Origin of the sequence: Spongiibacter pelagi, from assembly GCF_014705705.1 — a bacterium.
GTDB lineage: Bacteria > Pseudomonadota > Gammaproteobacteria > Pseudomonadales > Spongiibacteraceae > Spongiibacter > Spongiibacter pelagi.
The window spans coordinates 310,167-323,287 of sequence record NZ_JACXLD010000003.1 but is presented as its reverse complement, the minus strand read 5'-3'; the positions used below and the strand labels follow the sequence as shown (position 1 = coordinate 323,287).

Genomic DNA, 13,121 nt, shown 5'->3' with positions numbered 1-13,121 from the left:
CATATCTGTAATCCCGGCTCTCACACCCTCACGCTGGCGCAACAAACCAAAATGCGTCAGCCGGGAACAACAGAAGATTACAGACCTAAACACCTGTGAATTTGTGGGCGCTAAATTCTTAAGGCCGAAAGAGGGCTAAACAAAATTGAGCTAAACAAAAATAGCGCTAAACAAAATAGCGCCGCAATAAAAAGACATGCCCTTATTGGATAAAAAGGGAACTCTGACTCACCCCGTCGAAAATAAACTGCACGGCCAAGGCCGACAACAACACGCCCATAATCCGGCTGACCACATGCATACCGGTCACACCCAACAGGCGGTGAATACGAGCAGCTAACAACAAGGCGCAGAAGGTCAGCAACAGAATAAACAACAGCGCCGCCAGTACAATTAACTGGCCGACCATATGGCCCTCTTCGTTGGCCATTAGCAGAATCACCGCGCCCATCGCCCCCGGCCCGGCGATCAGCGGCGTTGCCAGCGGAAACACGGAAATATCATCCCGATCCATCGCCTCTTGGTCTTCTTCCTCGGTGGTTGTGGTGCCGCCAGAAGTGCGGGCAAACACCAGCTCAATACCAATCAATAACAGCAATATCCCGCCAGCGGCCCTCAACGCCGCCAGTGAAATACCCAAGCTGCTTAACAGGAAATCGCCAATCAAGGCGAAAGTAATCAAAATCCCCGCCGCGATTAAACTGCCGCGCACAGCCATTCTGCGGCGGTCGGAGGCATCTTCACCGGCGGTTAAAACCGCAAACATGGTCGCCACATCCAGCGGGCCAATAGTGGCGAAAAAAGTGGCCAAGGCAACGGTTGCCGTTTCTAACATGCCATTATCCTATTACTTACAAAATTTATTTGAGCGTCCGATATGTGTCGCTAAAGGCAATGGCCGGCGCCTCGGAGCTATAGCCGGACATTAAACTCACCTACACTTTGCTAATCTACCACTATCACCAAGAACGATAACAGGACAGCCACCATGAGGAAGTTCGCTCTTTTACCATTGCCCGCCGCAATGTTGCTGGCGTTGCCGCTGGTTACTCAGGCCGAATCAAAGCTACAACTTGAAGAAGTGATTGTCACCGCTCAAAAGCGTAGTGAATCCCTCGGCGATGTACCGGTGTCGGTAACTGCGGTTTCTGCTGAAAAGCTCAACGAGGCGGGGATTGAAAACCTGTCTGACCTCTCCGAGTACACCCCTAACTTTAAAATGGTAAAAGGCGGCCTCGCACCCAATGTCTATATGCGCGGTATTGGCTCCGGCTCCAACCTCGGCTTTGAAATGTCAGTGGGCATTTTCTCGGACGGCATTCACCTCGGTCGCGCCCAACAAACCCGCGCTGCCTTTATGGATGTGCAACGGGTAGAAGTCTTGCGCGGCCCACAATCTATTCTGTTTGGCAAAAACGCCATTGCCGGTGCCATTAACGTAATTTCCGCCACCCCCGGCGATGAGTTTGAAGGCATGGTTTCCGGCATCTACGGTGTTGAGCTGGAAAACCGCGAAGGCGATATCGTACTGTCCAGCCCATTAACCGACACCTTGGGTGCACGCTTGGCGGTTCGCTACCGCGAAGACGAAGGCTATATCTATAACGAACAACTAGACCGTGACGACGGCGGCTCAGAAGAAACTTCGGCCCGTTTGGTCGTCAGCTGGACGCCTTCAGATTTGGTCGACACCACGCTGAAGCTGGAAAAAACCGAGCTTGAGCAAATTGGTCGCACACTGCAAATTACTCACCCCAGCGCCCTGACCGGCTGCTCAGGAGAGAACACCAGCCGAGATCGCATCCGCAATAGCGATGCCGATGAGCGTGTTAAACTGGAAAACTACAACGGCACCTTGAATGTAGATGTGCACATGGATGCCGGCACTTTCACCTCGGTAACCGGCTTTACCGGTTTTGAAAACGATGAAGTTTTCGATCCCGATTCCAGCAGCTTCAACACCTCGATTTTTGACGGTATAGAAAAACTCGATCAGTTCAGCCAAGAATTGCGCTTTGCCTCTCCGGGCGGCGAATTTATGGACTATATCGGCGGTGTTTTCTACCAAGAAAGTGAAGTCAGCTCAGACGTACAAGCGCCGTTGCGGGTTCGCACCGGTGCCGTACAGGACACCGGCGTTTGTGCGCTTAACACCCAACAATTGGTTAGCGCCGATCTGGATCGCAAATATTATTTAGACAGCCAAGCGTGGTCGGCCTTTACCCAACTGACCTTTAACTTCAATGAGCGCTGGCGCAGCACCGTGGGTGTGCGTTATGTCAGCGAACACAAAGAAGGCCAGCGGATTTTTAACCTTTACGAATCTGGCACCACTATTCCGGTAAACCCGGTTTCCGCACTGATCTTCGATCAGCTAAACGTTGGCGCTCACGAGCTGCAGGGCGAACGCGACAGCAATGTGGTGCTGCCGCTGGTCAATATGCAGTTGGATCTGTTCGACAATATTATGGCCTACGCCTCTTATACCCGCGGCGCTAAATCCGGCGGCTATGATGCTCAGGGCAATAACGACAAAACCGGCCCCACCGGCGGTGCCACCACCTTCGAGTTTGACGACGAGATTGCCAACGCGTGGGAAATTGGTGCAAAAATGCGACTGCTCGACGGCGCGGCGGATTTGAATTTAGCCTTGTACCGGGTTGAATACGACGATATGCAGGTCAGCGTGTTTGACGGTGTTGCCGGCTTTAGCGTAACCAATGCGGGCCAGGCCTTGACCCAAGGTATTGAACTGGATGGCCGCATGTTAGCCGCCCGCTGGTTGATGTTTACCGGCTCGCTGGCCTATCTCGACTTTGAATGGCTGAAGTACGAGCAAGGCCCCTGCTACCCAGGCTCACCGGAAGAAGACCCCAACACCGGCACCTGTAATTTCGAAGGCAAGGTTAACCAGCAAACACCAAAATGGACGGGTAGCCTGTCGACCATCGTGACTTTGCCTCTGGGTGATGCCCACATGCTGGAAATGGCGGCCGATGTGAACTTCCGCGATGAGCACTATATTTCTGGCGACCTTGACCCTCGTGGCCTCGAAGATGCGGTAACCAAATACAACGCCCGTGTGCGCGTGTTTGATAACGCCGATACATGGTGGCTGTCGCTGGTCGGCAAAAACTTGAGCGATGAATTAGTGATGGGCTTCGGCGGTGGTACCGGCCTAGACGTTGGCGGCTATCGCGCAGCGGCAGAACCCCCTCGCTCGGTTTATGTTGAAGGCGGCTTGCGCTTTTAAGACCTTCCAAACTTTTCTCAGCGTTTATGGCCCGGCTCGCTTGCGACCGGGCCTTTTTTATTCTGCGCGATTAAAATCCCATATTCCCGTATAAACGTAGCAATGCGTTTCTGATTGGATTGGCCAAATGGGTAACGTATAGTGATCACAAACCCTATTTATAAGAACGCAGAACAAAACAGGTGCTTCACCAAGCATGGATAAAACCCATTTTTTAAGCACGCTGGAAAGCCAGTTTTACAGCGTGATCGACAAACTGGTTCAGGGCCAACTCTACAGTGAGCTTGGCGCCATATTATCGGTTTATATACTTGCCTGGCTGATCGCCAACCGCATAAAAAAAACCATCCCGCTGTTTCGTACTGCGCCAGAACCTGCTGAACAATTTCCGATAAAACATTTGGCTTACCGCTGCGGCAAACTCCTGTTCCCCATTCTGGCCATCATGCTGCTGCGTATGCTGGTGGAATACAGCGCTTGGTTTACCGATGAAGCCTGGGTAGTCAAATCCGCGCTGGTCATCGCCATCATTCTGGTGTTTTTGTCCTTCGTAAATATTGCAATCACCAACAAGTTGGTCGCCAACTGGTTCCGCTGGATCGGTACGCCACTGCTGGTGCTGCACTTGGGCGGCGTGTTGGATGATATTGTTGCCATGCTGGATGCCATTGCCGTGGAAGTCGGCAATATCCGTATCTCCAGTTACGGCGTCTTAAGGCTGCTTATTTTCGGCACCCTGCTGTTCTGGCTGGGTCGGGTTTCATCCACCACCGGGCAAACCATTATTCGTCGTCAGGAATCCTTGGATTTCCGTACCCGAGAAGTGCTCGCCAAGCTGTTCGAGATTGGTCTCACCATTGTTATTGTGTTGCTGCTTCTACAAGTCATGGGCATCAACCTCACCGCACTGGCCGTGTTTGGCGGCGCAGTCGGTGTCGGCCTCGGCTTTGGTCTACAGTCCATCGCCTCCAATTTCATCTCCGGTATTATTATTCTGCTCGACCGCTCGGTGACCGTTGGCGACTATGTTGAATTGGAAGATGGCCGCACCGGCATTGTTACCCAGCTGAATATGCGCTCCACCACATTGGAAACCTACGACGGCAAAGACATTGTTGTTCCCAATGAAAAATTCATCACCTCCAGCTTTACCAACTGGACCCACAAGAATAATAAACAGCGTTACCGCGTGGATTTTTCCGTCGCTTATAAAACCGATGTGCGCACGATGGTCGAGCTGGTGAAAGAAGCCGTGGCTGAACACCCACAGGTTTTAGCCGGCCCACATATTCCCCTTGAAGAAAGACCCGACTGTGAAATAGACAGTTTCGGTGACTCTGGCATTAATATGTTTGTCGAGTTTTGGATGGAGGGCATTGACGATGGCCGCAACCGCGTTGGTGGCGATCTACTGCTCATTATTCTAGAAACCCTGCAGAAAAACGGCATTGAGATTCCATTCCCGCAACGGGAAGTGCGAATTATCTCCGACTAAACCTCAGCTCGATCAAAGCCCGGCTTGTTTATGCACTCAGCCGGGCCAAATCCCCCACTGTGACATTGTCCGTAAAAACCTATTTTCGTTTTTAACTGACAGCACTTCTCTAATCGCAAAACAATTGTGATCCAACGCGCTGTTTTCTGCGCCGCGACAAATTAATAATCTCCCACCGCTTTAGCGGACAGAAAAATAAACCATAAAAAATTTGCACAGTGCGTTACGGCGCTCAGTGCAGGGTGCTGACAAACCGGGAGAAATTTCGATGCTATACCGCATATTAAGGAATGCCACACTAAGGAGTGCCGCCTTAAGCATTACCACCCTTAGCGCAAGTTTAACTGCCAACGCCTTTGTTTATGACGACGACCCCAACGCCCTGCTAGGCAGTTCGCGCGGCGGCTTGGCGATGCTGGATTACTGCTACGGAAAAAGCGATGACACCTTGGTTCCAACCGATCCGCGCTCGCTTGTTCAGCCCGGCATCAGCAACGGCAAGGCGGTGCACTTCAACGCCTATTGGGCCGAGTGTCACGCTGACCCCGAAGCGGTGCAGGAATACAGTGACCCAAATACCTGTGGTGAATTGCGCAGCCAGTGGTACGCCGGTGAAAAACTGATGGATACCGGCAGCGAAAATGTTGCTGCTCTGTTTGCCAGTAATAATTATCGCGGCCCAGAATCGGCCGGCGGCATCTCCACCTTCTCCGCCGAGCAGTACAATATGCTGTGGACTATTTGGGGTGGTTATACCGCACGTCCTGCCAATTTTGATGAGCTGGTCAGCAATCGCTACGGCACCGGTATGGATGAAGAGCGCAACCCCTACCCACTGCCCGGTGAAGATCCCAATCAAACCAATGGCGGTAGCGGACAGCTCCCGGAAATGTTTACCCAACTGCGTGAAACCGATGGCTCATGGAGCGGCCGTATCGGCGTAACGTGCAATGGTTGTCACAGCGGTGAAGTGGGCAGCAAGGCCGATGGCGATGATTTGGGCTTTTTGTTTGGCGGCTCCAGTGCCACCGATCTTAACCTGTTCCTGCGGGATATGTATCCGTTGGGCTATATGGCCTCCGGCGTTACTCCGCTCAATCTGACTCAAACACGCGGCACCAATAATGCCAGCGCGGTGAATATCGCCTTCCTTTTCCCGATGGAAGGTTTCCCAAACCCCTACAGTTTTATGCAGATTTCCCAGTCCGGCTCTACCGGTAGCATGGATTCACCTAACTGGTGGAATATGGGGCACCGCCCACTGAAATTTGTCGACGGCTTATTCCCTATGGATGCGCCGCGTGTCGACTCGGTATTTTATGCACCGTTCTTCGGATTGTTTGGCGGCTCTTCCGGCCCACTGGGCGCAGAAGGCCAAAGCTGGATGCGCGAACACGGCCCGCAAATTAACCGCTGGGTAGAGAGCCTTAAAGCGCCAAAATATCCAATGCCGGTTAATACCGAACTGGCTGAACAAGGCGCCGTGCTGTTCCACGAACTCAATATGTGGGATGAGTCGCGCAACAACGCCGTTCGCCAACCCGAAGGCAATGGTTCTTGCGCCAGCTGTCACGGCGCTTACGCTCCGCGCTATGTCAATAACGAGGATTACCTGAGCGATCCACGCCTAGAAGGTATGGCGGGCTATATTGTGCCGCTGGAGATTATTGGCACCGACGAACGCCGCGTGCTGACCAATACCGAAGGTATGCAGCAAGCCGGAGCGGATAATTTCTTTGGCTACCCACCCACCAAAGGTGCGCCACAGGGATTTGATTGCGGCCCACAAGGTCAAGAACGGATTCGTGGCGACCGTGAAATTGGTTATCTGGCACAACCCCTTTACGGTGTTTGGGCCTCGGCACCCTACCTGCACAACGGTTCTGTTCCCACCGTATGGGAAATTTTGAAACCACAAGATCGTCACCCGATCTGGCGTCGCAAATCGGCACCGGCTCCTGCAGGTTCAGCATCGACCGTGGTAATGGGTTTCGACACCAATCTGCAACGCGCTTACGACAGCCAAAAAATGGGCTGGAAGTACGACAAGATTCAGTGCAACGCCTACCCGCCAATGGTCACGCCGTTCTACAACTGCGACCCATTTAATATCGACAACACGCCCTATCCGCAGCAGATGAAAAACATCGCCTACGGCAATATGACCGGCGCATGGAATATTGATTACCCGCCGATTGTGACCAATGAGCATATGGAAAATCGCAAGATTTATAACAGCCATCTGTACAGCCAAGGCAATGGCGGCCACGAGTTTACCGCCGTTCTGACCGATGCCGAGCGCTATGCAATTATTGAGTACTTAAAAACACTGTAAGAACAATCGTAAACCCAGTTCTTATTTGGTTTGGCCTCCCTCGGGAGGCCTTTTTTATCCCGCTCTACCCCACTTTTCCTGTGTGAGATCAGACCGTTCCCAGTGCGTGGAAAGTCTTACTGCGCGATTCAGGCAAGTGGCATCATCATCGTTCTTGGTTCAATAGGTGATTCAATGAAGCCATGGTATTTGTAGAACTCCATGGCAGCGTTATCTATGGCGTGACAGAGCAGGGCTCGTATACCCATTTGTTCAGCAATACGCTGACTACGCAACAAGGCATCTTTTAGCATCCCTGCGCCAAGACCTTTTCCAGCGTGACTTGAATCAACCACCAAACGGCCAAGCACTGCGATAGGTATGGGTTCTGGCATATTCCGCTTTATGCGTCCGGGGGAAATGGAATGTGAAACCGAACCCGCACTTAGCGAGTAATAAGCGACAACATTTCTGGGGCCACAAGTCACGGCATAGACTCTGGATGCGCCGGTCTTATTGTTTTTACGCGCTCTTTTTTTTAACCAATCATCAAGGGATGGCTGGGCACAAGAGAACTCGTCTAATACAAATGCGTCCTCAAGGATTCGCGGGGGGTAATATTTCAGCTTTCCCATGGTGCCTTACGAGAAAGCAGGCGTTCAACACTCTTTCTAGATGATGCCGGCAGCGGTTGGTCACAAATGTTGTTGAATCGCTCCATCTGCTCATCGGAGAGTGCAAAATGCACGCGGTCAAGCAGCACTTCACGGGCTTTCTCTTGAGCAGCCTGAATGGCAAATTCTGATTTGTTACTACCCACGATTTCAGCAGCCTGTTGAATAAGGCGCTTAACATCCGTGGTAGTACGAATATTCAACGTAGTCGTGGTAGCCATTTCCTTTCCTCTATTTGTGCGCACACTGTACCACATGAAAACTATAGGGAAAAGCGCTGCCAAAATAGCCCACGGACCGACGCTATCCAAATGTAAGCGGCCCATAAATTTAGTTTCGAGATGGCAGATTTGGTTAGCCGACGACACCATTGTTGTTAAAGCCTTGCCGATAAAAATTCATTGCCGATAATGCCAATTCCAATAATCAGAAAATCTGCGATCTACCCAAGGTCGCCGCTTCAACAGGTACACGCCCATGATTCGCAAACCACAGCAGAAACCGCTGGCTGTTTTTATTGCTGCCCAATGCCTTGCACTGACGCTTGGCAGTCAAACAGCTCACGCTCAGGACGAGGATTTCGCGCCAAGTAAGGCCGCCCCCAAAACCCAGTCGCGCCTGATGGAAGAAGTGGTGGTTACCGCTCAGAAGCGTACTGAAAATGTGCAAGATGTTCCGATTTCGCTGCAGGCCTTTTCTGCAGAAAAACTCGACGCACTCGGCATTACCGACCAGATTGAATTGCAACGCATCACTCCCGGCTTAAACGTCACTGAGCAGGTGAGCTATACCATTACCTTCCTGCGCGGTGTCGGTACCGATGCCAGTATTGCCGCCGACCCCAGTGTCGCCACCTATATCGACGGCATCTACTACCCCTTCTCTTCAAACCTTGCGCAAAACTTTGGCGCGGTGGATCGCATTGAAGTTTTGAAGGGCCCACAGGGCACGCTGTTTGGTCGTAACGCCACCGGCGGCGCCATCGCCATTTACACTAAAAATCCAGAGTTCGATGGTTTCTGGGGTGAGGCACTGGCAGAGCAAAGCAGCTTTAATACCACTCAGGGCCGCTTGCATTTGAATATCCCTCTAGGCGAAACCGTGGCCATTAGCGCCAGTGCGCTGTACACCGAATCTGATGGTTTCTACGAGGGCAAACACGACAATGCCAGTCGCGATCTGCACGGTGACCGCGCCTGGGGTTATCGCCTGAAATTCCGCGCGCAACCCACAGAAAATCTCGACATTAATCTGGCCATGTCGCATCTGGAAATGTATCTGGGCGCGGGCACCATCAGCTACAACAATGAGCCGTCTGACTTTGTTGGATCTCAAGTTTTTGGCATCGAACCACAAACTGGCTACTACGGTGAAATTGATGCCGAGGTGCTAAACGAAACCAATCCCAATGAAGTGATTTACGGCTCGATGGAATACCTGGCGCCGTGGTTCACTGTAAAACTTTTGGGTAGCGATCAGCGCATGGATACCAAAGGGATTCGCGATCTCGACGGCTCACCACAACCTATCGCCATTCTGAACACTCCAGATCAATACATTGACGCGCAGTCGGCAGAATTGCAGATTCTGTCTAACGGCGAATGGGGCCCAGACTGGATGGAGTGGATTTTGGGCGCGTTCTACTTCCAAGCCGAGCAGGGTTTTGGCGAGGTCGACTTCCAACTTTTAGGCCTCGATCTCACTCAAGGCACTATTAGCGGCATACAGTTACCAGCGGCGCTGGTTAATTTATTAAACACCGCCACCATGAATAATTTACCCAGTGGCGCATTTGATCTGACGGGTCTAGTTGGCACCGAATCTCGTGCGGCGTTTGCCCAAGCAACCTTCAATCTGACCGATTGGCTGGATCTGACCTTGGGCGGCCGTTATCAGGAAGAAGAACGCTTTATTGTTTCTTCCACGGTAGGGCTGGATACCGGCAATGGCCGCATCGAAGTTGCCGATCAAAGCAACTCGGCCACCGACAGTAACGGCAACCCCTACCCGGCTCACGACATTCAAAAAGACTTTACCCCTAAAGTCTCGTTGCAAATGCGTCCCTTCGATGACGACACCATGATTTATTTGTCATGGCAAAAAGCCATCAAGGCCGCTACCTACAACACGGTCGCCATTACCGAAGAGCCCGACTATGTTGCGCCAGAAGAACTGACCGCCTATGAGCTGGGGATTAAAACCAACTTCTTTGATGGCCTGATTCAATTGAACGCCGCAATCTTCGACTACAGCGTGAAGAATCTGCAAACCTATTATCTGTCTACCTTCGCCGGCGGCATTATCAGCTTCCAAAACGCCGGTGCCGCTAAAATTCAGGGCGCCGAATTCGATGTAGTCATGCCGATTCTGCCCCAGTGGTTTGATAATTTGGTGCTGCTGGGCGGCGCCGCCTATTTGGATGCGGTCTATGAAGACTTCGACAATGCCTACGGCTATGCCGAAGATGGCAGCTTCCAAAATGGTGATGCCAACTACACTGGCAACCGGGTTATTCGCACGCCCGAACTCACCGGTAACCTGTCTTTGAGCAAAACTTGGGATTTCTGGGGCGGGCCATTTGAAGTGGCGTTCGATGCCTACTATTCAGATGAATTTTACTTTGAAGCCAGCAACCGTGAAGCCTCACACCAAGAGGCCTATTGGTTACTCGGCAGCCGCGTAAGCTACCTGTATGAAGATTGGGATTTGCGTGTTACCGCAGGCGTAAGAAACCTCACAGACGAGCGCTACTTCACTGGCTTCTTTGCCTCTGACTGGGGAACTCAGGCGACTTTATCTGCACCTAAATCCTACAGCTTACAAATGCTCTGGAACTTCTGATTTTCTCGTAAGCCTGAAATGAATATGCCGCCCAAGGGCGGCTTTTTTAAATCTCTAACCCCATCTCCAACCCCATCCCTCACCACCAATTACACACACTTTAATATACGAGTATTTATTCTCATTTTGCGCTAGAGTGACACTTCCCTGTGAATAAAAAATCGCAGGGCCCGCAAGATAATAATGTTAATAAACGCCGAGGTATGTGGATGAGAGTATTCAAGTCGACCAGCGCTTTCGCGGCTGTTGTAAGCCTGTTTTGTAGTGATGTGCTAGCCCAGAACCCAGCCCCCGTTAAAAACCGATTAATTGAAGAAGTGATCGTCACCTCACAAAAGCGGGAGCAAGATGTTCAGGATGTGCCGCTGGCAGTATTGGCGTTTAGTGGTGACCGACTAGACGCCATGGGCATCACCGAACAAACCGATCTTCAGCGCATCACACCGGGCTTGAATGTGACCTCTCAGGTCAGTTATGTGGTGACCTTCCTCAGGGGCGTGGGAACAGATGCGGTAACGGCGGCTGATCCCAGCGTGGCAACCTATATTGACGACATCTATTACCCCTTTGCCTCTAACCTTGCGCAAAACTTTGGCGCCGTAGAGCGAATTGAAGTACTCAAAGGCCCCCAAGGCACCCTGTTTGGGCGTAATGCCACAGGTGGAGCCATCAACGTACACACCAAGGACCCGGACTTTGACGAGTTTTACGGCGAGTTCTTGTCTAATCGCGGATCGTATAACTACCAGTTAGACCGCCTGTATACCAATATTCCAATTACTGACTCATTTGCCATCAATCTATCAGCGATGTATCAAGTCACCGACCTGCTCTATGAAGGAACGCGGGGACTGGATAAAGATCCGTTTCCCAAAGACAGAACGCGCGGCTATCGAATAAAAGCGCGCTGGCAACCCAGCGATTATGTAGATATTAATCTGGCCACATTCAAACTCAGGCTGAACGGTGCCGGGGCGAATGTCGCGTTTAATGCCGACCCATCAGAACTGGGAAGACTCAATGGCATTGAGGCGCAGACTGGTTATAAAGGCTCAATCGATGCCCCCGTGTACACGCAAACCGAAGACAACACCGTGTATTACGGTGATATCAAACTGAATACGCCTTGGTTCGACATCAAACTTGTCGGTAGCGACCAGCGGATGGATACCGCAGGCGTCAGGGATTTTGACGGTTCACCCGAAGCCATTTCCACCTTCGACACGCCCAGCCAATATATCGACGCACAGTCGGCTGAGATTCAACTTCTGTCGAATGGAGAGTCAGGGCCAAGCTGGATGCAGTGGATCGTGGGTGGATATTATTTTGAAGGCGTTAACGGTTTTGAAACCCTTAATTTTATTGTTAATGGCATTGATCTCGGTGCCGGCCAGCTCGCGGGAATTCAGCTTCCAGACGCCTTCACAAACATCCTGAATCAAGCCAATGTTCTCGGCGTCGATGGCGCCATTAACCTGTCAGGCCTGACCGGAACCGATTCCTACGCGTTCTTTGCACAGACCACCTTTACCCTAACCGACTGGCTGGACATTACCCTTGGAGCCAGGCAGCAAGTAGAAGAAAAATATATCTACAGATCAACCGTAGGTTTGAACAATCAAGATGGTAGTCAAACTCAAATTGCAGACAATAGTAATCGCGCCACAGACAGTGATGGCAACCCCCATCCAGCGCGAGACGAGCAAAAAAGCTTCTCTCCCAAGGTGTCATTCGAGTTTCGTCCCTTAGAACAAGACATGCTGTTCTACCTCTCATGGCAAGAGGCAGTTAAATCCGCCGCCTACAATACCGTGGCCATTTACGACGAGCCGGACTATGTTGCACAGGAGGAGATTACCGCTTGGGAACTGGGTATGAAGAGTACCTTTTTCGATGGGACGGTAAGGTTCAATGCCGCCGTCTTTGACTACGACTTAGCCAATTTACAAACCCCTTACATCTCTCTGTTTGCCGGCGGTGTTATCGCCTTTCAAAATGCTGGCGCCGCAAAAATTCGAGGCGCCGAATTTGATGGCATGGTGGTGCTGCTCCCCAAGTTGATCGACAACCTCGTTCTCAGCGGGGGAATGTCTTACCTCGACAGCGAGTACCTGGATTTTGACAATGCTTCCGGCTTTGATGACGACGGTAATTTCCAAGAAGATCTCAATTTTACCGGCAACCAAGTGATTCGCTCACCGGAAGTCAGCGGCAATATCGCGTTAAGCAAAACCTGGGGACTAAGCAACGGCGAAATTGAAACGACCATCGACGCTTACTATACCGACAGCTTCTACTACGAACCCAGCAATCGGCAAAACACCGTGCAAGACGAGTATTGGCTGGTCGGTGCGCGTGTCAGCTTCTTGTACTCCCCTTGGGATTTAAGGATTACCGGCAGTGTAAAAAACCTTCTGGATGAGTTTTATACCAATGGTATTTTTGTCACCGATTACGGTGTGCAACCCAGCCTAGCGCCACCAAGAACTTATTCAGTACAAGCCGTAGTCAATTTTTGAATTTGAGCACTGCGCTCAATTCAAA

At 51.4% G+C, this 13,121-nt stretch carries 8 protein-coding genes; 5 read left to right on the top strand and 3 right to left on the bottom strand.

The window, feature by feature from the left end; genetic code table 11:
- Positions 1-202: 202 nt before the first annotated feature.
- Positions 203-835, bottom strand: a complete 633-nt coding sequence (locus IB286_RS07690; protein WP_190764177.1) for a MarC family protein — start codon at positions 833-835, stop codon at positions 203-205.
- A 153-nt stretch (positions 836-988) separates the two neighbouring features.
- On the opposite strand from IB286_RS07690, the gene IB286_RS07685 reads away from it, so the two are divergent.
- From IB286_RS07685 to roxB, 3 genes are all read left to right on the top strand, one after another.
- On the top strand, positions 989-3,253 hold the full coding sequence (locus IB286_RS07685; RefSeq protein ID WP_190764175.1) for a TonB-dependent receptor: 2,265 nt from the start codon (positions 989-991) through the stop codon (positions 3,251-3,253).
- Positions 3,254-3,449: 196 nt separating this feature from the next.
- Positions 3,450-4,748 (top strand): mechanosensitive ion channel family protein, encoded by a 1,299-nt coding sequence (locus IB286_RS07680; protein WP_190764173.1) that lies wholly within the window; start codon positions 3,450-3,452, stop codon positions 4,746-4,748.
- A 268-nt stretch (positions 4,749-5,016) separates the two neighbouring features.
- Entirely contained in the window at positions 5,017-7,083 is a 2,067-nt protein-coding gene (roxB, locus tag IB286_RS07675; protein ID WP_190764171.1) for a rubber dioxygenase RoxB, read from the top strand.
- A 128-nt stretch (positions 7,084-7,211) separates the two neighbouring features.
- Here the strand turns inward: roxB and IB286_RS07670 are convergent, their stop codons facing one another.
- On the bottom strand, positions 7,212-7,697 hold the full coding sequence (locus IB286_RS07670) for a GNAT family N-acetyltransferase (protein WP_190764168.1): 486 nt from the start codon (positions 7,695-7,697) through the stop codon (positions 7,212-7,214).
- Positions 7,685-7,957, bottom strand: coding sequence for a type II toxin-antitoxin system TacA family antitoxin (locus IB286_RS07665; protein ID WP_190764166.1), 273 nt, complete (start codon positions 7,955-7,957; stop codon positions 7,685-7,687). Before IB286_RS07665 ends, IB286_RS07670 begins: the two co-directional genes overlap by 13 nt.
- 256 nt (positions 7,958-8,213) lie before the next feature.
- On the opposite strand from IB286_RS07665, the gene IB286_RS07660 reads away from it, so the two are divergent.
- Positions 8,214-10,577, top strand: a complete 2,364-nt coding sequence (locus IB286_RS07660; protein WP_190764164.1) for a TonB-dependent receptor — start codon at positions 8,214-8,216, stop codon at positions 10,575-10,577.
- 209 nt (positions 10,578-10,786) lie between these two features.
- Positions 10,787-13,096 (top strand): TonB-dependent receptor, encoded by a 2,310-nt coding sequence (locus IB286_RS07655; protein ID WP_190764163.1) that lies wholly within the window; start codon positions 10,787-10,789, stop codon positions 13,094-13,096.
- Positions 13,097-13,121 lie beyond the last annotated feature (25 nt).